Genomic DNA, 22,601 nt, shown 5'->3' with positions numbered 1-22,601 from the left:
CTCGGGCGGCGGGTCAGGCGTCGAGGGCCGGGGTGCGGCGCAGCCACCACTCGCCGACCAGGACGTGCAGGCCCAGCCCGAGCCAGAACGCCAGGCCGAACGTCGAGGGGATGGGGAAGGTCTCGTCGTGCATCCCCAGCACCCCCAGCTGGATGCCGGTGAAGATGCCCACCCAGATCCGGATCGACGCGATGCCGGTCCCGACCGCGAACGCCCGCACCATCCACCGCCGGTGCTCGGCCACGCGGCCGCCGCGGATGGCGACCACCGCCCGCACGAGGCACACGACGAACCAGGTCCCGAACAGCAGGCTCGCCAGCGTCTCCGCGACCCCACCCCACGCGAAGACGATGCCGAGCACCACCGCGAGGACCCCGCTGACGAGCGCGCACGCCACCAGCACCCGTCCCAGCCGACGGTGCGCGGTGTAGTGCCGCGTCCGGAACCTCCGCGACAGCTGGAGGGGCGCCCCGAGCAGGTACACGACGCCCGGCACGATGTGCGTGTAGGCGAGCCACGGGTGCGCGACGTACGACTCCGCGAGGTCGTCGTCGGGGACCGTCCCGTCGAGGATGTGCGGCCAGTCGCCCGCCACCCGCCGCACGACGAACACGAGCACGATCGTCGTCAGCACCGCGACGACGACCGTGAGCCCCCGGACCGGCGCCGCCCCCTCGCGCCCCCTGGCGCCCGAGTCGGACATGGCCGAAGTCTCCCGCGACGGACGGGCCGGGCGCCACCGGTCCGCCACGGCGTCACTACGCTGGACCCACCATGAGCGAGCACACCCCTGAGACCTCGGCGCCCCTCGCGCCCCCGGCCGGAGACCTCCCCGGACCCGTCCGCCTGCGCGTCGCGCCGTCGCCCACCGGCGACCCCCACGTCGGCACCGCCTACATGTCCCTGTTCAACCTGGCCTTCGTGCGCCAGCAGGGCGGCCGCTTCCTCCTGCGCATCGAGGACACCGACCGTGCCCGCTTCCGCGCCGACTCCGAGCAGCAGGTCTTCGACACCCTGCGCTGGCTGGGCCTCACCTGGGACGAGGGTCCGGACATCGGTGGCCCCTGCGCCCCCTACCGCCAGAGCGAGCGGCTCGACACCTACCGCCCCTACGTCGAGCGCCTCCTCGCGGACGGCAAGGCGTACCACTGCTGGTGCTCCACCGAGCGCCTCGCCGCGATGCGCGAGGAGCAGCAGCGCCTCAAGCAGCCGACCGGCTACGACCGGCTCTGCGTCGGCAAGAGCGAGGACGAGCGCCGCGCCCTCCCCGGCTTCTCCGAGACGCCGGTCGTCCGGATGCTCATCCCCGATGACGCGCCGCTCGTCTTCGACGACCTCATCCGCGGCCGCGTGTCGGCCCCGCGCCCCGACGACCAGGTCATCCTCAAGGCCGACGGGTTCCCCACGTACCACCTCGCCGTCGTCGTCGACGACCACGAGATGGGCATCACCCACGTCGTGCGCGGCGAGGAGTGGATCTCCTCGACCCCGAAGCACGTGCTGCTCTACCAGTGGCTCGGCCTCGAGCCGCCGCGGTTCGCGCACATGCCGCTGCTGCGCAACACCGACAAGTCGAAGATCTCCAAGCGCAAGAACCCCGCCGCCCGCCTCACCTGGTTCCAGGAGCAGGGCTACCTGCCCGAGGCGCTCGTCAACTTCCTCGCCCTGCTGGCCTACCCGCCGGCCGAGGGGGCCGAGGGGGAGGACGTCGAGGTCTTCACGCCCGAGGAGTTCTCGGCGCGCTTCGACTGGAAGAACGTCAACCCGGTCGGGCCGATCTTCGACCTCAAGAAGCTCGACTGGCTCAACGGCGTGCACGTCCGCCGGCTCGAGGTGGGCGACCTCGCCTCGCGCCTGCTGCCATTCCTCGAGGCCGACGGCGTCCTCAGCGGCAACCCGTCGCTCGGCGAGCTGGCTCGCCTGCGCTCGGTGACCGAGCTCATCCAGACCCGGATGGTGCACCTCACCGAGGCCACCGACCTCGTCGCGCCGTTCTACGTGCCCGACGACGCCGTCGAGATCGCCGACGACGCCCGCGCCCAGCTGAAGGAGGATGCGGCGCAGGTCCTCGACGCCGCCGCCACCGCCCTGGCCGCGCTGCCCGACGAGCACACCGGCGTCCTGGGCTCCGACGCCTCGTGGACGGCGGCGCCCATCGAGGCCGCGCTGCGCGAAGCCGTCGTGGACGGGCTCGGCATCAAGCCGAAGTTCGCCTTCGGTCCGCTGCGCACGGCCGTCTCGGGACGGCGGGTCTCGCCGCCGCTCTTCGAGTCGATGGAGATCCTCGGCAAGACCGCGACGCTCACCCGCCTCCACGCCCTGCGCGCCCAGCTGTGACGGTCGCCGACGTGTCGGCCCCCACCTGGGCCGGCGTCGAGGGCGTGCTCCTCGACGCCGACGACACGCTCTACGACACCCGCGCGGCGATGCACCTCGCCGGAGCCGAGGCGGCCGCCGTGCTCTGGCCCGGCGCCGACCCCGACCGCGTGGCGCGCGCCGGCATCCGGTTCCGCGACGACCCGGAGGGGCACTTCGCCGCCTACACCCGAGGCGAGCTCGAGTTCGCCGAGATGCGTCGCGCCCGCATCGCCGAGCTGGCGACCTGGCTCGAGCAGGACGTCGACGACGACCTCTGGGACCGGTTCGAGGCGGCGTACGAGCCGGCCTTCCTCGGGGCGCTGGACGCGTTCCCGGACGTGCGCCCCGCCCTCGAGGCGCTACACCGCTCCGGCGTCGCGGTCGGCATCCTCACGAACTCCTCGTCGGTGTACACGCTGGCCAAGCTCGAGGCTGCGGGCCTGGGCGGGCTGTTCGCGGTCGTCTGCAGCACCGACACGCTCGGCGTCGGCAAGCCCGACCCGCGGGCCTTCCACGAGGCGTGCCGCCGGCTGGGCACGGACCCCTCGAGGACGGGCTACGTCGGCGACGAGGTGCGCACCGACCCGCTCGGTGCCGCCGACGCCGGGATGCCCGCGGCGTGGCTCGTGCGCGAGGGCGAGCCCGAGGCCACGGCCCACGCCGAGGTCGTCGCGCGCGGGATCCCCGTGGTGCGCGGCCTCGACGAGCTGGTGGCGCTGCGCGATTTGGGAGGCGGGGGAGGGGCTGGGTAGTATCTCCACTCGGTTCGCCGCTCGGCGCCCGCCCCGGCGGGACACGGACGGCATACCCCATGGGGTATGGTGTAATTGGCAACACTGGTGATTCTGGTTCATCCGTTCTAGGTTCGAGTCCTGGTACCCCAGCCATCGCTCCCGGCATCTGCCGGAAGCGATTCGGAGAAATCCACGCCGTTCGGTAAGGTTCTTCTCCGTTGCCCGGCCGCTTCCGAGCGGCCCGGCGCAGCCGAGGCCCCGTTGTGTAGTGGCCTAGCACGCCGCCCTCTCAAGGCGGTAGCGCGGGTTCGAATCCCGTCGGGGCTACATCGGTCGAAGGCCCGGTCCATGCGGACCGGGCCTTCGTCGTGTCCGGTGGTCCTTGACCCGAACCTGTGAGTTCGCCATGATCGGCGCCTCCGGCGCGACGACGCGCCCACGGCCCCACGGAGGACCTGTGGACTCGGCACTCGTCTCGGTCGGACTCCCCGCCGCGCTCGCCGTCATCATGTTCGGGCTCGTACTGTCCCTGACGCCCGACGACTTCCGGCGGGTGGCCCGCCACCCGCGCGCGGTCGCCATCATCCTCGGGGTGCAGGTGGTGCTGCTGCCGCTGCTGGGCTTCGCCATCGCGGAGGTCGCGGGGCTGGCTCCCGAGCTGGCCGTCGGTCTGCTCCTGCTCGCGGCCTCGCCCGGCGGGACCACCGCCAACATGTTCAGCCACCTCTTCCGCGGCGACGTCGCCCTCAACATCACCCTCACGGCGGTGAACTCGGTGCTGGCGCTCATCACCCTGCCGGTGGTCGTCAACCTCGCCATCGCGCGGTACCTGGGGGACTCGAGCGGCGTGGGCGTCCAGCTGGGGAAGATGGTGCAGGTCTTCGCGATCGTCCTCGTGCCGGTGGCGATCGGGATGCTGGTGCGCTCTCGCGCACCGCAGTTCGCGCAGGCGGCCGACCGGCCGGTGCGCATCGCCTCGGCCGTCATCCTCCTGCTCGTGGTGGTCGGCGCGATCCTGGGGGAGGAGAACGTCGGCGAGTACTTCGCCCAGGTGGGCCTGGTCACCACCGTGTTCTGTGCCCTGTCGCTGACCATCGGGTTCTTCGTGCCGCGGCTGCTCGGGCTCACGCCGGCGCAGTGCGTGGCGAGCGGGTTCGAGATCGGCATCCACAACAGCACGCTCGCGATCGCGGTGGCGCTCACCGTCCTCGGCAACACGACGATCGGGGTGCCGCCGGCCGTCTACGGCATCGTCATGTTCCCCGTCGCCGCCCTGTTCGGGTTCGTCCTCAGCCGCACCGGAGTCCTCGCCGGCATCCCGGCGCGCGACCACGACGCCGAGCCCGAGCCCGCCCGCGACATCCACTGACGACGCCCCCGCATCCGCCTCCCCGGCGGCGCCCCTCTGCCCCGACCTCCATCGCGTCCTACCGCCTGGTAGGTGGGGTGATCACCCCACGTACCAGGCGGGAGGACGCGGCTGAGGGCAGTGGGATGCGGGCGGCGGGTCGGGTGGGGCAGGTCGCGGGTCAGATGCGGGCGGCGCTCTCGGCGGTCTGGGCGAGGCGGCGCAGGGCGAGCAGCACGGGGTCGACGAGCACGGTGCCGAGGACGACGATGCGCATCGCCTCCTCGGTCGAGCGCGCCCGCCCGGCGACCTCGAGGTCGACCTCGGCGGCCGCTCGCATGGCGAGGGCGTAGCGCTCGAGGTCCTCGTCCGGCAGGGGGATGCCCGCGGCCCGTGCGCGCAGCACGGCGTCGGCCAGCAGCTGCACGATCGGCTGGCAGTCCTCGACCCCCCAGCCGAGCCGGGCGACGAACTCCCTGACGTCGGCGTCGGGCTCGGGGGCGTCCTCCTCGGTCGCGCCGACGAGGGCGCCGTGGGCGACGCCGAGGACCTCGTGCGGTGAGGGGGGAGGGCTGTCGAGCGCCTCGACGATGCGGTGCACCCCGGCGATGCCGACCCCACCGTGTTCCACGAGCGCGCGCACCAGCCGCACGCGGTCGAGGTGCTCGGGCCCGTAGTCGGCACGGGTGCGGCTCTGGGCGAGGCCCGGCATGAGCAGCCCCTCACGCAGGTAGTACTTCAGCGTGTGGACGGGGACACCGCTCTCGGTGGCGAGCTCCGAGATCCGCACCGTTTCCTCCTTGACATCGGATAGTGACACTATCCATCATGGGACGTCAGACAGCAACACTATCCAACAGGAGCGTCGCCATGGACCGCGTCACCCACGCCTACGACGGGCCGCTGGCCCTCTTCCTCATCGGGGTCCGGGTCCACAAGCCGTGGAAACTGCGCATCGTCAAGCAGGTCGGCGCCGCGATGCCGAAGATGATCGCCCAGCTCGAGGAGAACAAGGCGGCGGCCGAGCGGGGGGAGGCCGAGCACCTGGGCTACCTCGGCAGCCGCACCACGCTCGACCTCAGCGGCCCCACGGTCATCCAGTGGTGGCGCAGCGTCGAGGACATCTACGCCTACGCGAACGCCACCCCGCTCGAGCACCGTCCGGCCTGGGTCGAGTTCTACCGCGTGGCCAAGGGCGACCCGGGCGCCGTGACGATCTGGCACGAGACGTACACGGTGCCGCCCGGCGGGGTCGAGAGCATCTACTCCGGCCCGAAGCCGTTCGGCCTCGCGGGGCTGTCGGGCACGATGCCGGTCGGCCGGCGCGGCGAGACCGCGCGAGAGCGGATGGGTCGGCCCGGCGCCGCTTGACGTCGTCGAGGGCGAGGGCGCGCGGCGCGCGTCAGGCGGTGAGCGCGGTGGTGCGCAGGCTCTGCGCCCACGCGCAGACCCGGGCGTCGAGCTCGGGGTCCCCGGTCGCGGCGTGCACCAGCCAGGCGTCGGCGAGGTCGGTCTGCGTGGGCCAGCGGTTCTCCCACGTGACGAGGCGCTCGGCGAGCAGGTCGAAGACGTCGTCGCACAACGCCGGTGCGAAGACCGTGACCGGTGAGGACGACCTGGTCAGGGCCGCGGCTCGGCGCGCAGCCGTGATGCCACCTCCGACGACGATCGCCCGCCGGCCGGTCCGCGGGAAGCCGAGCAGCCGGGTGCGGTCGCGGACGGCGATGCGCTGGGCGGGGGTGAGGGACATGGGCGACTCCTCGGGCGGACATCCGGCGGGCTCAGTCGAAGACTGGCCGCTCGGTGTTGCCATCGGGGCACCCGAATGTGAACTCCGTGTTGCATCGCCCGGTGGCTCCGGTTCGCGTCGCGGGGCCCGGGTGCCGGTGAAGTGCGGCGATGGCGGCGCGTGCGCAACGCCATCCCCGCACATCGACCAGAGCCCACGGGGTGGACCAGAGCCCGCGGGACGCCCACTCGCGCCGCCCGGATGGCGGTGAAGTGCGGCGATGGCGGCGCGTACGCAACGCCATCCCCGCGCATCGACCAGCGCCCACCGAGTGGACCAGAGCCCGCGGGACGGCCCCGTGGGGGCGCGGCGGGCCCGGTGCGGGGTCAGGCGTTGTTCTGCTGCTCCTGCTGCGCGGCATGGCGGGCCAGCACCTCGGTGAGCTTGCCCGCGCCGGCGATGACCGTGGCGGCGTGGAGGCGTCCGGGCTGGCGGGAGAGCCGCTCGATGGGGCCGGAGATCGAGACCGCGGCGATGACGCGCCCCGAGGGGGAGCGGACCGGGGCCGAGACCGACGCGACGCCGGGCTCGCGCTCGCCGACGCTCTGGGCCCAGCCGCGGCGGCGCACGCCGGACAGAGCCGTGGCGGTGAAGGCCGCGCCCTGGAGGCCACGGTGCAGCCGGTCGGGCTCCTCCCACGCGAGCAGCACCTGGGCGGCCGACCCGGCGCGCATCGACAGGGTGGCGCCCACGGGGATGGAGTCGCGCAGGCCGACCGGGCGCTCGGCGGCCGAGACGCACACGCGGTACTCGCCCTGGCGGCGGAAGAGCTGGGCGCTCTCGTTGGTGTGGTCGCGCAGCGCACCGAGGACGGGGCCCGCGGCGGCGAGCAACCGGTCCTCACCGGCGGCCGCGGCGAGCTCGCCGAGGCGCGGGCCGAGGACGAAGCGGCCCTGCAGGTCGCGCGTGACGAGGCGGTGGTGCTCGAGCGCCACGGCGAGGCGGTGGGCCGTCGGGCGGGCCAGTCCGGTGGCCGTGACGAGCTGCGCGAGGGTCGACGGCCCGGCCTCGAGGGCACTGAGGACGATGGCGGCCTTGTCGAGGACGCCGACCCCTGAAGTGTTGTCCATGTCTTGATATTAGCGTCCCAGCCTCTGAGACGCACGTCCATCCGACCGACAACGGTGGAAACCTCGACAGGGCGAGGGCGCACGAGGCGCCGTCGTGCCGTGAGACGAGTGCCCGCCCGGACCGGGGGGCGCGACTGTGGAGGTGTCGAGGATGGCCGGAACGCTGGCCGAGAAGGTGTGGGAGTCGCACGTCGTGCGACGCAGCGAGGGCGAGCCCGACCTGCTCTACATCGACCTCCACCTCCTGCACGAGGTGACGAGCCCCCAGGCCTTCGACGGCCTGCGCCTCGCCGGGCGCCCCGTGCGCCGCACCGACCTCACCCTCGCGACCGAGGACCACAACGTCCCCACGACCCCGGGCCCCATCAGCGACCCGGTGAGCCGCACCCAGGTCGAGACGCTCCGCCGCAACTGCGAGGAGTTCGGGGTCCGCCTCTACCCGATGGGCGACGCCGAGCAGGGCATCGTGCACGTCGTCGGTCCACAGCTGGGCCTGACCCAGCCGGGCATGACCGTCGTCTGCGGTGACAGCCACACCTCCACCCACGGCGCGTTCGGTGCGCTGGCGTTCGGCATCGGCACCTCGGAGGTCGAGCACGTCCTCGCCACGCAGACCCTGCCGCTCAAGCCCTTCCGCACGATGGCCGTCACCGTCGAGGGCGACCTGCCCGACGGCGTCACCGCCAAGGACGTCGTCCTCGCCGTCATCGCCAAGATCGGCACCGGCGGTGGCCAGGGCTACGTCCTGGAGTACCGCGGCAGCGCCATCCGCGCCCTGTCGATGGAGGCGCGGATGACGGTGTGCAACATGTCGATCGAGGCCGGCGCCCGCGCCGGGATGATCGCCCCCGACGAGACGACCTTCGAGTACCTCAAGGGCCGCGACCACGCCCCGACCGGAGCCGACTGGGACGCCGCCGTCGAGGCCTGGTCCCTGCTCCGCAGCGACGACGACGCCGAGTTCGACGAGGAGGTCTTCCTCGATGCCGCCACGCTCACCCCGTTCGTCACGTGGGGGACCAACCCGGGCCAGGGCGCACCGCTCGGCACCGCCGTCCCCGACCCCGAGCTCATGCCCGACGAGAACGACAAGGCCAACGCCCGCCGTGCCCTGGAGTACATGGGCCTGCAGGCCGGGACGCCGCTGCGCGAGGTGCACGTCGACACCGTCTTCCTCGGCTCCTGCACCAACGGCCGGATCGAGGACCTGCGGGCCGCGGCCGACGTCATCAAGGGGCGCCACGTCGCCGAGGGCGTGCGGATGCTCGTCGTCCCCGGCTCCGCGCGGGTGCGCCTGCAGGCCGAGAGCGAGGGCCTGCACGAGGTGTTCTCCGCGGCCGGTGCCGAGTGGCGCCTGCCCGGCTGCTCCATGTGCCTGGGGATGAACCCCGACCAGCTGGCGCCGGGGGAGCGCAGCGCGTCGACGTCGAACCGCAACTTCGAGGGACGCCAGGGCAAGGGCGGGCGCACCCACCTCGTCAGCCCGCTCGTGGCGGCCGCCACGGCCGTGCGCGGAACCCTCTCCAGCCCTGCCGATCTCGAGCCCGTGAGCGAGGGGAGCCACTGATGGACGCCTTCACCACCCACACCGGCATCGGGGTGCCACTGCGTCGCAGCAACGTCGACACCGACCAGATCATCCCGGCCGTCTACCTCAAGCGGGTCACCCGCACCGGGTTCGAGGACGGCCTGTTCGCCGCCTGGCGCAACGACGAGACCTTCGTCCTCAACGACCCGAACTTCTCGGCCGGCTCGGTCCTCGTGGCCGGTCCCGACTTCGGCACGGGCTCCTCGCGCGAGCACGCGGTGTGGGCGCTGATGAACTACGGCTTCCGGGTCGTCATCTCCTCGCGCTTCGCCGACATCTTCCGCGGGAACAGCGGCAAGCAGGGGCTGCTCACCGCCCAGTGCAGCCAGGACGACGTCGAGCTGCTCTGGAAGCTCCTCGAGAACCAGCCGGGCACCTCCGTCACGGTCGACCTCGTCTCCCGGACCATCACCGCGGGCGAGCTCGTGGCCCCGTTCGAGGTCGACGAGTACACCCGCTGGCGCCTGCTCGAGGGACTCGACGACATCAGCCTCACCCTGCGCCACGAGGACCTCGTCACGTCCTACGAGGCCTCCCGACCTGCGTGGAAGCCCACCGTCACGGCGTGACCGGCCCGAAAAACGTTCTCCTGCAACGGACTCCGGCATGGTGCCGGGGTCCGTTGTGGCGTGACCCGAGGTCGTGGCGCACCCCGAGACGGCCGCGGCGGCCCTCTTTCCTGACGAAACGCTGTGTGGCACAGGAGAAAACACGCCGTCTCGGAGGTGGACTCGGCGCCTCCACAGTTCTAGCGTCGACTCAGGCCCGGTGACCGCCGGGCATGACACCGTCGTCGGGGCCTCCCCGGCGCCAGTCGCGAGTGGGAGTGAATCCACGGTGAACAAGGCAGATCTCGTCAAGGAGCTGGAGAAGCGACTCGGCAGCCGTAGGGCAGCCAACGACGCCCTGGAGGCCGTTCTCGACACCATCGTCCGAGAGGTGGTGCGCGGGGGGAAGGTCTCGATCACCGGCTTCGGCACGTTCGACCGCGTCGAGCGGGCGGCCCGCACCGGACGCAACCCGCACACCGGGACGTCCGTGAAGATCCCCAAGTCCAAGGCGCCGCGCTTCCGCGCCGGCACCTCCTTCAAGTCGTACGTCAAGAAGCCGAGCGGGCTGCCGAAGTCGGCTCCCGCCACGGGCCGTGCCGCGGCGGGTGCCGCGGTCGTCGCGGTGGCTGCTCCGGTGAAGGCCGCGAAGAAGGTGGCCTCGACCGCCGCCGCCACCGCCAAGAAGGCTGCGGCGACGACGAAGAAGGCCGCGACGGCGCCCGCCAAGGCGGCGGCACCGGCCAGGAAGGCGCCCGCCAAGAAGGCTCCGGCCAAGGCCGCGGCCACCAAGGCGGCACCGGCGAAGAAGGCGCCCGCCAAGAAGGCTCTGGCCAGGGCGGCGGCGAAGAAGGCCCCCGCGAAGGCGGCACCGGCGAAGAAGGCGCCCGCCAAGAAGGCTCCGGCCAAGGCGGCGCCCGCGAAGACGGCGGCCAAGAAGGCCCCGGCGAAGGCGGCACCGGCCAAGAAGGCGCCCGCCAAGAAGGCTCCGGCCAAGGTGGCGGCGAAGAAGGCCCCCGCGAAGAAGGCGCCGGCGAAGAAGGCTCCGGCCAAGAAGCGCTGACGCCCGACCACGACCGCGGCGGTGACCGGCCCCAGGCCGGCGCCGCCGCGGTGTCGTGTCCGGCGTGGGGCGGGAGCCAGGACGGCCCCGCGCGGCCTAGCGGATCGTCTCGCCCGGACCGATGCCGACGATCCACACGCGCGTCGCCGCGCGCCCGGCGTCATCGAGCTCGACGCTCACCCGCTGGCCGACGCGCAGGTGCCGCAGGCCGCTCGAGGTGGCCGCGCCCGGGAGCAGGACGACCTCGACGCCGTCGTCGAGCAGCGCCGACCCGGAGCCGTCGTCCTCGATGCGGTGGATGGTGGCCTGCACGCCGGGAAGGGTAGCGCGCCCGAGCGCCTCGCGGGTCGCCGGACCGAGCCCGAGCAGAGTGGCGCGGGCCAGGGAGGCGGCGTCGTCGACATCCACCCGCAGCCCCGGGAGGTCGAGGTCGAGGACCACGTACCCGAGGGAGGCGTGCGCCTGCGCGCTGCCGGCGCCGAACGCCGTGGGCAGGGGCGCACCCGTGGGCCCGGTCAGCAGCGCCGTACCGGTGCCGTCGGCGTCGGCGAGCACGGCGCGCTCGTGGGCGGCCGCGGCCCCCAGGGCGGTCGTGACCTCCTCGGACCGCAGCGCCGGGTGGTCGCCCAGGACGACCGCCACCAGGCCGGCACCGGCCCCGTGGGCGGCCCGCACCCCGGCCGCCACCGCGGCATCGAGACCACCACCGGGGTCGGCGACGAGCAGCCCGCCGGCCGCGGGGACCCACGACCGCACGCCCGGGTCGGCGGTGACGACGAGGACCAGCCGGACGTCATCGGCGGCCACCAGCGCGGCGACCGTGTCGCGGGCGAAGGCCTCGGCCAGCACGGCCCGCGCACCGACCGGCAGGTCGAGGCGGCTCTTGGCCAGCGGGCCGCCCTTGACGGGCACGACGACCGCCCAGCCGGGCTCTGGTGCGCGCACGGTCCGATCCTCGCAACACCTCGTGCCGCGCTCGACATCGACCCACCCGCGGACCACAATGCGGTGACCCCGACCCGCACGGAAGGCAGCGCGTGACGAACCCCACGGACCACTCCCGGCCCCCTGCCTACCGGTTCGCCGTCGCCGTCCTCCGGCCGATGCTCATGGCCTTCACCAAGCGCCGCTGGTTCGGTGCCGAGAACCTGCCTGCCGAGGGCGGGTTCGTCGTCGTCACCAACCACTACTCGCACGTCGACCCCCTCGTCTTCGGGCACTTCCTCGTCGACCACGGGTACGCGCCGCGCTACCTCGGCAAGATCGAGGTCTTCCGCGTGCCGCTCGTCGGCGCGGTGCTGCGCGGGGCCGACCAGATCCCCGTGCACCGCGAGACCGGCCGCGCGTCCGACGCCTACCGCTCCGCCGTCGAGGCGGTCGAGGCCGGCAAGACCGTGGCGATCTACCCCGAGGGCTCCCTGACCCGCGACCCCGGCCTGTGGCCGATGCGCGGCAAGACCGGCGCGGCGCGGGTCGCCCTCACCACCGGCTGCCCGGTGGTCCCGGTCGCGACGTGGGGCGCCCAGGACGTCCTGCCCCCGTACTCCAAGCGGCTGCGCCTCTTCCCGAGGAAGACCGTGACGGTGCGCGCGGGACGCCCCGTCGACCTCACCGACCTGTACGAGGTCCCGATGAGCGCCGAGGTCCTCACCGAGGCCACGGCCCGCATCATGGCCGCCCTCACCCACGAGCTCGAGGCCGTCCGCGGCGAGCGGGCCCCGAGCACCCGGTTCGACCCCCGCGCCCACGGCGTCACCACGACGGGCAAGCCCCGTCCCCTCGAGGAGGCCTCATGACGAGCGCAGCGGTCTACGGCACGGGGAGCTGGGGCACCGCCTTCGCCTCGGTGCTCGCCGACGCCGGCACGACCGTGACGATGTGGGGCCGCCGCCCCGAGGTCGTCGCGCAGATCAACGCCGGCTGCAACGAGGACTACCTCCCCGAGCTGCGCCTGCCCAAGACCATCCGGGCCGCCACCGACCCCGCCGAGGCCGGTGCCGGGGCCGACGTCATCGTCCTCGCGGTGCCCTCGCAGACCCTGCGCGACAACCTCGCCGCCTGGGGTCCGGTCCTGCCGTCGTCGGCCGCCGTCGTCTCCCTGATGAAGGGGGTCGAGCTCGGCACGACCAAGCGCATGTCCGAGGTCATCGCCGAGGTCGGCGGGGTCGAGCCCGACCGGATCGTCGTCGTCTCCGGTCCCAACCTCGCCCGGGAGATCGCCGTGAAGCAGCCGGCGGCCTCCACCGTGGCCTGCACGAGCGAGGCGATGGCCGAGCGGGTCGCCGCCGCCTGCGCCGCACCGTACTTCCGGCCGTACACGACCAGTGACGTCGTCGGCACCGAGATCGCCGGAGCGGTGAAGAACGTCATCGCGCTCGCCGTCGGGATGGTCGAGGGCCTCGGGATGGGCGACAACTCCAAGGCGTCGATCATCACCCGCGGCCTGGCCGAGACGATCCGCCTCGGCCTCGCGGTCGGCGGCGAGGCGGCGACGTTCTCGGGCCTGGCCGGCGTCGGTGACCTCATCGCCACCTGCATGTCGCCCCTGTCGCGCAACCACTCCTTCGGCGTGCGGCTCGGGCAGGGCATGTCGGTGTCCGAGGTCGTCGCCGTCACCAAGCAGACGGCCGAGGGCGTGAAGTCGTGCACGTCCATCCTCGAGCTGTCGCGCAACCACGGCGTCGACGTGCCGATCATCGAGCAGGTCGACGCGATGATCCAGCACGACCGCACCGCGCAGGAGGTCGTGACTGCCCTGCTGTCGCGCCCCCGCAAGGCCGAGACGGCCTAGCGGCCCGACCTCGTCAAAGGACGCTGCGCAGCGCGGCGTCGAGGTCGCGCCAGAGGTCGTCGACGTCCTCGACGCCGACCGACAGCCGCAGGAGGTTCTCGGGCACGGCCTTCGGCTCGGTGGCGATGCGCCGGCGCCGTTCGAGCTGGCTCTCGACCCCGCCCAGGCTCGTGGAGTTGACCCACACCCGCGTGGCGTCGGCGGCACGGTCGGCCGCCTCGGGTCCGCCCATGACCTCGATGGAGACGATCGCGCCCCAGCCGGGGTGGCGGACCCGCTCGACGGCCGGGTGGTCGCGCAGCCGCTCGGCGAGGACGAGGGCGTTGGCCCCGGCGCGCTCGACGCGCAGGTGCAGTGTCCGCAGCCCGCGCAGCGCGAGCCACACCTCCATCGGGCCGGCGATCGCGCCGTGGAGGGTGCGGTGCAGCAGGAGCCGGTCGCGCAGCGCCCGGCCGGCCTCGGTCGCCGCCGTGACCGCCGCGCCGAGGACGACGTCGCTGTGCCCGGACAGGTACTTGGTGACCGAGTGGACGACGACGTCGGCACCGAGCTCGAGCGGGCGCTGGAGCAGCGGCGTGGCGAAGGTGTTGTCGACGACCGACAGCACCCCTCGTTCCCGGGCCGCGCCGAGCACGGTCGCGAGGTCGGCGACCTCGAGGAGCGGGTTGGTCGGCGACTCCAGCCACAGCAGGGTCGCGCCGTCGAGAGCGGCCACCACGGCGTCGGTGTCGGTGACGTCGACGCGGCGCACGGTGAGCTCGCCGGCCTCCTCGCGCTGGCCCAGCGTGGAGACCACGCCGTTGTAGGCGGCGTCCGGGGCCACGACGACCCCGCCGTGGGGGACCAGGGACAGCGCGGCGGACACCGCGCCCATCCCGGAGGAGTAGACGAGCGCGTCGCCGCCCTCGAGCGAGCCGAGCGCGGTCTCGAACGCCGTCCACGTCGGGTTGCCCGACCGGGCGTACATCGTGTCGCCGTGCGCGCGGTACGTGGAGGTGAGGACGAGGGGTGCCCCGACCTGTGCGCCGGGGACGTCGTCCTCCCGCCCGAGGGTCACGACCCGGGTGGCGGCGGCGAGAGGGGGCTGCGGGGCGGGGGAGTCGCTCACGCGGTCAGGCTATGCGGTTTCGGGTCGGGCCCGTGGTCACGGGTAGGGTCTTGCGACGATGACTGAGCGCCCAGCCGGAAAGATCCGCATCGCCCTCGTCTTCGGCGGGAGGTCGTCGGAGCACGCGGTGTCGTGCGCGACCGCCGCGAGCGTCCTCGAGGCCCTCGACCGTGACCGCTACGAGGTCGTGCCCGTCGGGATCGCCAAGGACGGCCACTGGGTGCTCGCGCCCGACGACCCGGCCTCGCTGCGGCTGACGTCCGACCACGTGCCGGAGGTGTCCACCACGGCGGCCAGCGTCATCGTGCCGACCTCGGCCACCGACCGCACCCTCGTCGTCCACGAGCCGGGGGAGCCGCCGCGCACCCTCGGCGAGGTCGACGTCGTCTTCCCGCTCCTGCACGGCCCGTTCGGCGAGGACGGCACCATCCAGGGCCTGCTCGACCTCGCCGACGTCCGCTACGTCGGCTCGGGCGTCACGGCCTCCGCGGCGATGATGGACAAGCACGTGATGAAGGTGCTCCTCGCGTCGGCGGGGCTGCCGGTCGGGCCGTACGCCGTCATCACCGACAAGGAGTGGCGCCGCGACCGCGGGGCCGCGATGGACGCCGTGCACGCCCTCAGCTGGCCGGTGTTCGTCAAGCCGGCGCGCGCCGGGTCGAGCATGGGTATCACCCGGGTCACCGAGCCCGAGGCGCTCGAGGCGGCCATCGAGGCGGCCCGCGAGCACGACCCCAAGGTCGTCGTCGAGGCCGCGATCTTCGGCCGCGAGATCGAGTGCGGCGTCCTCGAGGGGCGTGGCACCGACGAGCCCCGCACGAGCGAGCTCGGCGAGTGCATCGTCGTGCAGAACCACGACTTCTACGACTTCGAGGCCAAGTACCTCGCCGCCGCCGACGTGCGGCTCGAGTGCCCGGCCGACGTCCCCGCCGACGTCGCCGTGCGTATCCGCGAGATGGCGGCGGCGGCGTTCGACGTCGCCGGCTGCGAGGGACTGGCCCGGGTCGACTTCTTCTACACCGAGGGCGGCGACGTCGTCGTCAACGAGGTCAACACGATGCCCGGGTTCACGCCGAGCTCGATGTACCCGCGGATGTGGGCGGCCGCCGGCCTGACCTACCCCGAGCTCATCGACGAGCTGGTCTGGCTGGCCCTGGACCGTCGCACCGGGCTTCGCTGAGCCTCAGCGGCACTGGAGGCCGTTGGGCGGCAACGTCTTCGCGGCCTCGCTGAACGCGGGGAGCAGCAGCCCCTCTGGCGCGTAGTCCTTCGGCACGAGCACCTCGAGCGCCGGCTCGGTGCCGAAGGTGGTGAAGCGGGTGCCGTCGGACAGCGGGGTCGGGATCCAGCCGACGCCGTCGACCTCGAGGCACTCGGTCTCGGTGGGGCCGGGGGCTGCCACCCCGCAGCGGGCGATGACGGCGGGGTCGCCCCAGGCCGCGACGGACGGGTTCGAGGGGGAGGTGCCGCGGCGCTCCATCCCGGAGACGTCCTGCGGGAAGAGGATGCCGGCGCTCGCGCACACCGGGCTCTCTCCGCCCTTCGGCACGACGACCTCGACCCCCGACGAGCACGCCGACAGCACGACGGCGGCCGCGCCGAGCGCGACCGCCGTCGAGAGGGTGCTGGGTGTCCTGGTCAGACGTGGACCACCGTGCACGTGAGGGTGCGGGTGATGCCCTCGACGTCCTGGATCTTCGCGATGACGAGCTTGCCCAGCTCGTCGACGGTCGGCGCCTCGACGCGCGCGATGACGTCGTAGGGGCCGGTGACGTCCTCGGCCAGCGCGACGCCCTCGAGGTTGGCGATCGCGTGGGCCACGGTCGCCGCCCGGCCGACGTCGGTCTGGATCAGGATGTAGGCCTGTACCACTGTGCTGCCACCTCTTCGTGTGGGGTCGGGGCCGCTGGAGGGCCCCGGGGTCGGGGGGCGCCCGTCGTGACCGGCGCGCTGCAGACGCTACCGTGCCGGTGGTCCCCACGTCTCGGGAGGGTTGGTCGCATGCGGTTGCGCGAGGTCAGCGAGGGCGAGCTCCTCGCGCGCGTCTTCCCCGTCTACGCGCGGGCCTCCGCGCCGTCGTGGGGGTCGGTGCCCGTGGGTCCCGGCGACGACGCCGCGGTGGTCGGCGCGCCCTCCGGGACCGTCGTCGCGACGACCGACTCGATGGTGCGCGTGCGCGACTGGCGCGACGAGTGGTCGAGCGCCCACGACGTCGGGGTCAAGGTGGCCACCCAGAACCTGGCGGACGTCGCGGCGATGGGTGCCTCGCCCACCGCGCTGCTCGTCTCGCTCGTCGCCGACCCCGAGCTCGACGTCGGGTGGGCGGTCGACCTGGCTCGGGGGATCGCGTCGGTGGCGGAGGCCGCGTCGGCGCCGGTCGTGGGCGGCGACCTGTCGTCGGGCCCTCCCGGTGTCGTCGTCGTGACCGTGACGGCGCTCGGGGACCTGCGCGGTCGTCCTCCGGTGCTGCGGTCGGGGGCGCTCGTCGGCGACGTGGTCGCCGTGTGCGGTTCGCTCGGGCTGTCCGGTGGCGGCCTGGCGCTGTACCTCGCGGGCGAAGCGGACCCCGACCGGTCGGGTCCGGGTGTCGCACTCGACGAGCGCGGGCTGGCGGTGCGCGCCCTGATGCGGCACCACCGGGCTCCGGTCGCGCCGTGGTGGGCCGGGCCCGAGGCGGCGCAGGCGGGCGCTCATGCGTTGGTCGACGTGTCCGACGGGCTGGTGACGGATCTGGGTCGGGTGGCTGCCGCGAGCGGGGTGGCGGTCGACCTCGACGGTGCCGTGCTGCGCGACCGATACGCCGCCGGTCCTCTCGCCCTGGCACTCGGGGCCGAGGCGGCGCTGCACCAGGTGCTCGCGGGGGGAGAGGAGCACGCGCTCGTCGGGACGTTCGCCGACGCCGCGTCGCTGCCGGTGGGCGGCGAGGAGGCATGGCACGTCATCGGCCGGGTGGTGGCGGCGGGTGGCGACGGTCCGCGCGTCACCGTCGACGGGGTCGTGGCGGACGCCCGAGGCTGGGACCACTTCGCCCAGCACCCCTCATCCTCTGCACCGGGTCGAGGTGACGTTCGACCCTGAGGTGGTCGGGTTCCACCTCGAATCGGGCGGGTCTGCGTTGCTTCGAGGTATTGGGCCTGTGTGGGGTGCCGGGCGAACACCTCGAACGAGGTGGCCCCGGACATGCGGAACGGGCGGCCTCCGTGATGGAGGGCCGCCCGTTCCGGGTGCGTCAGGGGGTCAGCGCTTGACCTTGCCCGCCTTGAGGCAGGAGGTGCAGACGTTGAGGCGCTTCGGGGTGACACCGGCGTCGCCGACGAGGGCCTTGACGCGCTGGATGTTCGGGTTCCAGCGGCGCTTGGTGCGGCGGTGGGAGTGCGAGACACTGTGCCCGAAGCCGGGTCCCTTGCCGCAGACGTCGCAGTTGGCAGCCACGGGTGATCTCCTACGTAAAGTGCGAATGGTGGTCGTTGCTGGCACTCTCGGCGCGCACGCAACCTGACAAGAGTAGCCGAGCCCCGCCCGCCCCACCAAAACGCCCTCCGCGATGACGGGAGGGGTGGCCGGTACGGTGAGGCGCGTGCCCGACGTCTTCACCGCAGCCGACGCCCGCCACTGGGCGCTCCTCACGCGGGCGGCCCTCGCGGCCCGGCGCACCGAGATCGACGCGCTCAACGTCTTCCCCGTGCCGGACGGCGACACCGGAACCAACCTCTACCTCACCCTCGACGCCGCCATCGACGAGGTCGTCGCGTCCCACGAGGCCGGCGGGGTCCTCGGCCACGCGACCCTCGCCCAGGAGTGCCGCTCGCTGAAGCGGGCCATCCTCCTGTCGGCGCGCGGCAACTCGGGCGTCATCGTCAGCCAGCTCGTCGGCGGCCTGTGCGACGCCGTACTCGACAGCGGCGTGGAGGAGGCGGGCCCCGTCCTCGTGGCCGACGCCCTCGCCCGCGGCGCCCGCACCGCGCGGGCCAGCGTGGCGCACCCGCAGGAGGGCACCATCCTCACCGTGGCCGATGCCGGGGCTGCCGCGGCCGTGCAGGCGGCGGAGGGCGGGGGGAACCTCGCCGACGTCGTCGAGGCCGCGGTCGACGCCGCCCAGGAGGCCCTGGCCCGCACCCCCGAGCAGCTCGAGGTGCTGCGCCGTGCCGGGGTCGTCGACGCCGGGGGCGCCGGGTGCGTCGTGCTGCTCGAGTCCCTGCTGTCGATCGTCACCGACCGGTGGAGCGTCACCGACGCCGACCTCCTCGGGGGCGGGCCCGGCCTGCTGCGTCGCGACGAGTGGCACCCCGAGGGCGGCGACGGCGCGACCGTCCTCCCCGGCCACGACCCGCTCGACGCGGAGGGCCAGCGCATCGGCGACGGCCCCGCCTACGAGGTCATGTACCTGCTCCTCGACACCGACGACGCCCGCGTCGAGACGCTGCGCACCACCCTCGACGGCCTCGGCGACAGCCTCCTCGTGGTCGGCGGACCCGACCTCTGGAACGTCCACGTCCACGTCGACGACCCCGGCGCCGCCGTCGAGGCCGGCATCGCCGCGGGCCGCCCCGAGCGCATCCGCATCACCCGCTTCGAGACCCAGGTCGCCGGTCGCGAGCCGGTCGCCACGGTGGGAGTCGTCGCCTGCTCGGCGGGGCCCGGCATCGGCGCGCTGCTCGAGGAGGCGGGCGCCGTCGTCGTGCCCAGCGGGCCCGGCGGGCGCGCGTCGGCCGGCCAGCTGCTCGACGCCGTGCGCCGGACCCGAGCGACGGCGGTCGTCATCCTCCCCGCCGACAAGGACACCCTCATGGCCGCCGCGGTCGCCGCCGAGGCCGCCACCGCCGACGGCGTCGACACCCACGTCGTCCCCGCGCGCACCACGGTCCAGGCGTTGGCCGCGCTCGCGGTCCTCGACCCGGCGAGGCCGGTGCACACCAACGTCGTCGCGATGACGGGCGCCGCCGTCGCCACGCGGCACGGTGCCGTCTCGGTCGCCTCGAAGGAGGCGCTCACCTGGGCCGGGGTCTGCCAGCCGGGTGACGTGCTCGGCATCGTCGACGGCGACATCGCCTTCCTCGGCAAGGACCTCGAGGCGGCGGCCGTCGAGGTGCTCACCCGGCTGCTGGGCGGCGGTGGCGAGCTCGTCACCCTCGTGGCCGGCGCCGACGCGGCCGACGGCCTGGCCGAGGGCGTCGCCGCCGTCCTCGAGCGTGAGCGCCCCGAGGTCGAGGTGGTCGTCATCGACGGCGGCCAGCCCGTCTACCCCCTCCTCATCGGGGTCGAGTGAGCGTGGGGGAGTAGTGGCGACCGAGAGCAGCAAGCTCGGGCCGATCATCGCGACGGCGGCGAAGAAGTTCGCCACGGCCCGTGACATCCACACCGTCGGCGACCTCCTCGCGTTCTGGCCGCGGCGGTACCGCACCCGCGAGGCAGACCTCGGGACGGCGACCCCGGGCGAGTACCTCGTCGGGGTGGCCGAGGTGAAGAGCGCCTCGACCCGGGCGATGAAGGCGCGCAAGGGCACGATGCTCAACGTCGTCATCACCGACGGCACGCACGACCTCGACATCACCTTCTTCAAGGCCTGGGGGCACGAGAAGGCGCTCGTGCCAGGGGCGCGCGGCATCTTCGCCGGGGTCGTCGGCACCTACAACCAGCGCCTCCAGCTCACCCACCCGGGCTACACGATGCTCGACGACTTCGACGCCGGGGAGCGCAAGGACCTCATCCCCATCTACCGCTCGGTCGGCTCCCTCCACACCTGGACGGTCACCGAGAGCGTGCGCCGCGTCCTCGACGTCCTCGACGACGTGCCCGACGCGCTGCCCGCTCCCGTGCGCGAGAAGCGCCGGCTCGTCTCGCGCACCGACGCCCTGCGCGGGGTGCACACGCCGAACTCGTGGCCCGAGATCGAGGAGGCACGGCGGCGGCTGCGCTACGAGGAGGCGTTCGTCCTCCAGGTCACGCTCGCCCAGCGGCGGCTCGCGGCCCAGGGCCAGGTGACCACCCCGCGCCCGGCGCGCCCCGGCGGCCTCCTCGAGGCGTTCGACGCCCGCCTGCCCTTCGAGCTCACCGCCGGCCAGCGCGAGGTCGGCGAGACCGTGGCCGAGGAGATGGCCCGCGAGGTGCCGATGCACCGGCTCCTGCAGGGCGAGGTGGGCTCGGGCAAGACCGTGGTCGCACTGCGGGCCATGCTCGCCGCCGTCGACGCCGGGGGGCAGGCCGCGCTGCTCGCCCCCACCGAGGTCCTCGCGGCCCAGCACCTGCGCACCATCACCCGGATGCTCGGGGACCTCGCCGAGGGCGGGATGCTGGGCGGCGCCGACCACGCGACCCGCGTCGTCCTCCTCACCGGCAGCCAGTCCACCGCCGAACGGCGCAAGGCCCTGCTCGACGTCGCGGTCGGCGACGCCGGCATCGTCGTCGGCACCCACGCCCTGCTCCAGGAGCACGTCGACTTCCTCGACCTCGCGCTCGTCATCGTCGACGAGCAGCACCGGTTCGGGGTCGAGCAGCGGGATGCGTTGCGCGGCAAGGGAAAGCTGCCGCCTCACGTCCTCGTGATGACGGCCACGCCGATCCCGCGCACCGTGGCGATGACGGTCTTCGGCGACCTCGAGACCTCCACCCTGCGCGAGCTGCCCGCCGGCCGCGCGCCCATCACGACCCACGTCGTCCCCGAGGACCGGCCCGGCTGGATGGCGCGCACCTGGCAGCGCGTGGGGGAGGAGGTCCGCGGCGGTCGGCAGGCGTACGTCGTGTGCCCGCGCATCGGCGACGACGACCCCTCCGGGGACGGTGCCGACCTGCGCGTCGAGGCCTCCGAGGACGGCGAAGAGTCCACGGCTCCGGTGCGCCCGATGCACGGCGTCCACGCCCTGCACGCCCGCCTCCTCGAGGAGCCGGCCCTCACCGGCCTCTCCGTCGAGGTCCTCCACGGCCGGCTCCCGGCCGACGAGAAGGACGCCGTCATGGGTCGCTTCCAGCGCGGCGAGACCGACGTCCTCGTCTCGACCACCGTCATCGAGGTCGGTGTGGACGTCCCCAACGCCAGCGTCATGGTCGTCATGGACGCCGACCGCTTCGGCGTCTCCCAGCTGCACCAGCTCCGCGGCCGGATCGGCCGAGGAGGCTTCCCCGGCCTGTGCCTCCTCGTCACCGGCAACGACGCCGAGATCGCGATGACCCGCCTCTCGGCGGTCGCCGCCACCACCGACGGCTTCGAGCTCGCCCGCCTCGACCTCTCCCAGCGCCGTGAGGGCGACATCCTCGGCGCGGCCCAGTCCGGCCGGCGCACCCAGCTGGAGTTCCTCCACGTCCTCGAGCACGAGGACGTCATCGAGCAGGCCCGCGAGGACGCCTTCGCCCTCGTCGCCGACGACCCCGACCTGTCCACCCACCCGGCCCTCGCCGATGCCGTGCGCACCCGCGTCGACGCCGAGCAGGCCGCCTGGCTGGAGCGCGGCTGATGCGTGGCCCGATCACCCCCGCCGCCGCCGCCGCCCCCGGACCGGACGGTCGCCGATGACGCGCATCATCGCCGGCGTGGCCGGTGGCCGGACCCTGCGCACCCCGCCCGGCTCGGGCACCCGCCCCACGAGCGACCGCGTCAGGGAGGCCCTGTTCTCGGCGCTCGACGCCCGTGACGCCGTGCGCGGCAGCCGGGTCCTCGACCTCTACGCCGGCTCGGGCGCCCTCGGCCTCGAGGCCGCGTCGCGCGGGGCCACCTCGGTCGTCCTCGTCGAGTCCAACGCCCGCGCCGCCGACGTCATCGCCCAGAACGCCCGCACCCTCGGCCTCCCCGGCATCCGCGTCCAGCGCTCCACCGTCCAGGCCGCCCTTGCCGCCGACCCCTCGCCCTCCGACGCGGCCGACCTCGTCCTCGTCGACCCGCCCTACGACGTGCCCGAGGACGCCCTCGCCGCCGTCCTCGACCGCCTCGCCGCCGGGTGGCTCGCGCTCGACGGCCTCCTCGTCGTCGAGCGCTCGACCCGCACCCCCGAACCGACCTGGCCGGCCCCCCTCGAGCGCATCGGCAAGCCCAAGAAGTACGGCGAGACCACCGTCTACCTCGCCACCCGCCCCGCCTGACACCACCCACCCCAGCGATGACGCAGAAGGTGACCCGACAGCGGAGCGGGACGCAGCAGGTGGGCGTGCGGATGGATGGCGGCGGCACACCTTCCTGCGCAGTCCCGCGGAGACGACCACAGAGAGTCGCGCGG

The 22,601-nt window shown here is 73.8% G+C and carries 23 protein-coding genes and 2 tRNA genes; 16 read left to right on the top strand and 9 right to left on the bottom strand.

Annotated elements, in window-relative coordinates; translation table 11 throughout:
• Positions 1 to 13 precede the first annotated feature (13 nt).
• A complete protein-coding gene (locus ACFLFB_RS13285; RefSeq protein WP_392542655.1) occupies positions 14 to 703 on the bottom strand; it encodes a DUF2306 domain-containing protein in 690 nt (229 codons plus the stop codon).
• A gap of 71 nt (positions 704 to 774) precedes the next feature.
• On the opposite strand from ACFLFB_RS13285, the gene gltX reads away from it, so the two are divergent.
• The 5 genes from gltX (at position 775) to ACFLFB_RS13260 (ending at position 4,461) form a co-directional block, all read left to right on the top strand.
• Positions 775 to 2,337 (top strand): glutamate--tRNA ligase, encoded by a 1,563-nt coding sequence (gltX, locus tag ACFLFB_RS13280; RefSeq protein ID WP_392542654.1) that lies wholly within the window; start codon positions 775 to 777, stop codon positions 2,335 to 2,337.
• An 11-nt stretch (positions 2,338 to 2,348) separates the two neighbouring features.
• Entirely contained in the window at positions 2,349 to 3,110 is a 762-nt protein-coding gene (locus ACFLFB_RS13275) for an HAD family hydrolase (protein ID WP_392542653.1), read from the top strand.
• Between the two features lie 60 nt (positions 3,111 to 3,170).
• A tRNA-Gln gene (locus ACFLFB_RS13270) sits at positions 3,171 to 3,245 on the top strand.
• Between the two features lie 101 nt (positions 3,246 to 3,346).
• A tRNA-Glu gene (locus ACFLFB_RS13265) sits at positions 3,347 to 3,419 on the top strand.
• Between the two features lie 130 nt (positions 3,420 to 3,549).
• The gene (locus tag ACFLFB_RS13260) at positions 3,550 to 4,461 is read left to right on the top strand and encodes a bile acid:sodium symporter family protein (protein WP_392542652.1); all 912 of its coding nucleotides are present in this window, start codon (positions 3,550 to 3,552) and stop codon (positions 4,459 to 4,461) included.
• Between the two features lie 160 nt (positions 4,462 to 4,621).
• On the opposite strand, the gene ACFLFB_RS13255 is transcribed toward ACFLFB_RS13260, so the two are convergent.
• Positions 4,622 to 5,230 (bottom strand): MerR family transcriptional regulator, encoded by a 609-nt coding sequence (locus ACFLFB_RS13255; protein ID WP_392542651.1) that lies wholly within the window; start codon positions 5,228 to 5,230, stop codon positions 4,622 to 4,624.
• 80 nt (positions 5,231 to 5,310) lie between these two features.
• Here ACFLFB_RS13255 and ACFLFB_RS13250 point away from each other — a divergent pair, with 80 nt between their 5' ends.
• Positions 5,311 to 5,811 carry a monooxygenase family protein gene (locus ACFLFB_RS13250; protein ID WP_392542650.1) on the top strand — a complete coding sequence of 167 codons (501 nt, stop codon included), beginning with the start codon at positions 5,311 to 5,313 and terminating at the stop codon, positions 5,809 to 5,811.
• Between the two features lie 31 nt (positions 5,812 to 5,842).
• Here the strand turns inward: ACFLFB_RS13250 and ACFLFB_RS13245 are convergent, their stop codons facing one another.
• Both ACFLFB_RS13245 and ACFLFB_RS13240 read right to left on the bottom strand, forming a co-directional pair.
• Complete coding sequence (locus ACFLFB_RS13245) at positions 5,843 to 6,190, bottom strand: NAD(P)-dependent oxidoreductase (protein ID WP_392542649.1); 348 nt, start codon at positions 6,188 to 6,190, stop codon at positions 5,843 to 5,845.
• Positions 6,191 to 6,555: 365 nt separating this feature from the next.
• Positions 6,556 to 7,299 carry an IclR family transcriptional regulator gene (locus tag ACFLFB_RS13240; RefSeq protein ID WP_392542648.1) on the bottom strand — a complete coding sequence of 248 codons (744 nt, stop codon included), beginning with the start codon at positions 7,297 to 7,299 and terminating at the stop codon, positions 6,556 to 6,558.
• Positions 7,300 to 7,450: 151 nt separating this feature from the next.
• Between ACFLFB_RS13240 and leuC the strand changes: the two genes are divergently transcribed.
• The 3 genes from leuC (at position 7,451) to ACFLFB_RS13225 (ending at position 10,498) form a co-directional block, all read left to right on the top strand.
• Positions 7,451 to 8,866, top strand: coding sequence for a 3-isopropylmalate dehydratase large subunit (leuC, locus tag ACFLFB_RS13235; protein WP_392542647.1), 1,416 nt, complete (start codon positions 7,451 to 7,453; stop codon positions 8,864 to 8,866).
• A complete protein-coding gene (gene leuD, locus ACFLFB_RS13230) occupies positions 8,866 to 9,456 on the top strand; it encodes a 3-isopropylmalate dehydratase small subunit (protein WP_392542646.1) in 591 nt (196 codons plus the stop codon). Before leuC ends, leuD begins: the two co-directional genes overlap by 1 nt.
• A 268-nt stretch (positions 9,457 to 9,724) precedes the next feature.
• The gene (locus ACFLFB_RS13225) at positions 9,725 to 10,498 is read left to right on the top strand and encodes an HU family DNA-binding protein (protein ID WP_392542645.1); all 774 of its coding nucleotides are present in this window, start codon (positions 9,725 to 9,727) and stop codon (positions 10,496 to 10,498) included.
• A 96-nt stretch (positions 10,499 to 10,594) separates the two neighbouring features.
• On the opposite strand, the gene cofC is transcribed toward ACFLFB_RS13225, so the two are convergent.
• Positions 10,595 to 11,443: a 2-phospho-L-lactate guanylyltransferase gene (cofC, locus tag ACFLFB_RS13220; protein WP_392542644.1), complete on the bottom strand. Its 849-nt coding sequence runs from the start codon at positions 11,441 to 11,443 to the stop codon at positions 10,595 to 10,597.
• Positions 11,444 to 11,535: 92 nt separating this feature from the next.
• Between cofC and ACFLFB_RS13215 the strand changes: the two genes are divergently transcribed.
• Positions 11,536 to 12,294, top strand: coding sequence for a lysophospholipid acyltransferase family protein (locus ACFLFB_RS13215; protein WP_392542643.1), 759 nt, complete (start codon positions 11,536 to 11,538; stop codon positions 12,292 to 12,294).
• On the top strand, positions 12,291 to 13,289 hold the full coding sequence (locus ACFLFB_RS13210) for an NAD(P)H-dependent glycerol-3-phosphate dehydrogenase (RefSeq protein ID WP_392542642.1): 999 nt from the start codon (positions 12,291 to 12,293) through the stop codon (positions 13,287 to 13,289). The genes ACFLFB_RS13215 and ACFLFB_RS13210 overlap by 4 nt, the downstream gene beginning before the upstream one ends.
• A 13-nt stretch (positions 13,290 to 13,302) precedes the next feature.
• Here ACFLFB_RS13210 and ACFLFB_RS13205 read toward each other — a convergent pair whose 3' ends face one another.
• A complete protein-coding gene (locus tag ACFLFB_RS13205; protein WP_392542641.1) occupies positions 13,303 to 14,397 on the bottom strand; it encodes a trans-sulfuration enzyme family protein in 1,095 nt (364 codons plus the stop codon).
• A gap of 58 nt (positions 14,398 to 14,455) precedes the next feature.
• Between ACFLFB_RS13205 and ACFLFB_RS13200 the strand changes: the two genes are divergently transcribed.
• Positions 14,456 to 15,577 carry a D-alanine--D-alanine ligase family protein gene (locus ACFLFB_RS13200; protein WP_392542640.1) on the top strand — a complete coding sequence of 374 codons (1,122 nt, stop codon included), beginning with the start codon at positions 14,456 to 14,458 and terminating at the stop codon, positions 15,575 to 15,577.
• Positions 15,578 to 15,580: 3 nt separating this feature from the next.
• On the opposite strand, the gene ACFLFB_RS13195 is transcribed toward ACFLFB_RS13200, so the two are convergent.
• Together ACFLFB_RS13195 and ACFLFB_RS13190 are read right to left on the bottom strand one after the other, a co-directional pair.
• On the bottom strand, positions 15,581 to 15,946 hold the full coding sequence (locus ACFLFB_RS13195) for a DUF3515 family protein (RefSeq protein ID WP_392542639.1): 366 nt from the start codon (positions 15,944 to 15,946) through the stop codon (positions 15,581 to 15,583).
• Positions 15,947 to 16,035: 89 nt separating this feature from the next.
• A complete protein-coding gene (locus tag ACFLFB_RS13190; protein ID WP_392542638.1) occupies positions 16,036 to 16,269 on the bottom strand; it encodes an Lrp/AsnC family transcriptional regulator in 234 nt (77 codons plus the stop codon).
• Positions 16,270 to 16,398: 129 nt separating this feature from the next.
• On the opposite strand from ACFLFB_RS13190, the gene thiL reads away from it, so the two are divergent.
• Positions 16,399 to 17,475: a thiamine-phosphate kinase gene (thiL, locus tag ACFLFB_RS13185; protein ID WP_392542637.1), complete on the top strand. Its 1,077-nt coding sequence runs from the start codon at positions 16,399 to 16,401 to the stop codon at positions 17,473 to 17,475.
• Between the two features lie 159 nt (positions 17,476 to 17,634).
• On the opposite strand, the gene rpmB is transcribed toward thiL, so the two are convergent.
• The gene (rpmB, locus tag ACFLFB_RS13180; protein WP_392542636.1) at positions 17,635 to 17,829 is read right to left on the bottom strand and encodes a 50S ribosomal protein L28; all 195 of its coding nucleotides are present in this window, start codon (positions 17,827 to 17,829) and stop codon (positions 17,635 to 17,637) included.
• Positions 17,830 to 17,974: 145 nt separating this feature from the next.
• Between rpmB and ACFLFB_RS13175 the strand changes: the two genes are divergently transcribed.
• Genes ACFLFB_RS13175 through rsmD form a run of 3 tightly spaced genes read left to right on the top strand, consistent with a single transcriptional unit; the run spans position 17,975 to position 22,467 of the window.
• Positions 17,975 to 19,663 carry a DAK2 domain-containing protein gene (locus ACFLFB_RS13175; RefSeq protein WP_392542635.1) on the top strand — a complete coding sequence of 563 codons (1,689 nt, stop codon included), beginning with the start codon at positions 17,975 to 17,977 and terminating at the stop codon, positions 19,661 to 19,663.
• A 13-nt stretch (positions 19,664 to 19,676) separates the two neighbouring features.
• Complete coding sequence (locus tag ACFLFB_RS13170) at positions 19,677 to 21,845, top strand: ATP-dependent DNA helicase RecG (protein ID WP_392542634.1); 2,169 nt, start codon at positions 19,677 to 19,679, stop codon at positions 21,843 to 21,845.
• A gap of 55 nt (positions 21,846 to 21,900) precedes the next feature.
• Positions 21,901 to 22,467 carry a 16S rRNA (guanine(966)-N(2))-methyltransferase RsmD gene (rsmD, locus tag ACFLFB_RS13165; protein WP_392542633.1) on the top strand — a complete coding sequence of 189 codons (567 nt, stop codon included), beginning with the start codon at positions 21,901 to 21,903 and terminating at the stop codon, positions 22,465 to 22,467.
• Positions 22,468 to 22,601: the final 134 nt, after the last annotated feature.

The organism is Oryzobacter telluris, assembly GCF_043099285.1.
Lineage (GTDB): Bacteria > Actinomycetota > Actinomycetes > Actinomycetales > Dermatophilaceae > Oryzobacter > Oryzobacter telluris.
Note: the sequence above shows the minus strand (reverse complement) of the source record. Positions and strands in the feature narration are given on the sequence as shown.

What these genes read in the sequence shown, in the direction of transcription:
- leuD (WP_392542646.1), top strand. Translation starts at nt 8,866, where the DNA reads ATGGACGCCTTCACCACCCACACCGGCATCGGGGTGCCACTGCGTCGC.
- ACFLFB_RS13245 (WP_392542649.1), bottom strand. Translation starts at nt 6,190, where the DNA reads ATGTCCCTCACCCCCGCCCAGCGCATCGCCGTCCGCGACCGCACCCGG.
- ACFLFB_RS13240 (WP_392542648.1), bottom strand. Translation starts at nt 7,299, where the DNA reads ATGGACAACACTTCAGGGGTCGGCGTCCTCGACAAGGCCGCCATCGTC.
- gltX (WP_392542654.1), top strand. Translation starts at nt 775, where the DNA reads ATGAGCGAGCACACCCCTGAGACCTCGGCGCCCCTCGCGCCCCCGGCC.
- ACFLFB_RS13250 (WP_392542650.1), top strand. Translation starts at nt 5,311, where the DNA reads ATGGACCGCGTCACCCACGCCTACGACGGGCCGCTGGCCCTCTTCCTC.
- ACFLFB_RS13285 (WP_392542655.1), bottom strand. Translation starts at nt 703, where the DNA reads ATGTCCGACTCGGGCGCCAGGGGGCGCGAGGGGGCGGCGCCGGTCCGG.
- ACFLFB_RS13210 (WP_392542642.1), top strand. Translation starts at nt 12,291, where the DNA reads ATGACGAGCGCAGCGGTCTACGGCACGGGGAGCTGGGGCACCGCCTTC.
- leuC (WP_392542647.1), top strand. Translation starts at nt 7,451, where the DNA reads ATGGCCGGAACGCTGGCCGAGAAGGTGTGGGAGTCGCACGTCGTGCGA.
- ACFLFB_RS13200 (WP_392542640.1), top strand. Translation starts at nt 14,456, where the DNA reads ATGACTGAGCGCCCAGCCGGAAAGATCCGCATCGCCCTCGTCTTCGGC.
- rsmD (WP_392542633.1), top strand. Translation starts at nt 21,901, where the DNA reads ATGACGCGCATCATCGCCGGCGTGGCCGGTGGCCGGACCCTGCGCACC.
- thiL (WP_392542637.1), top strand. Translation starts at nt 16,399, where the DNA reads ATGCGGTTGCGCGAGGTCAGCGAGGGCGAGCTCCTCGCGCGCGTCTTC.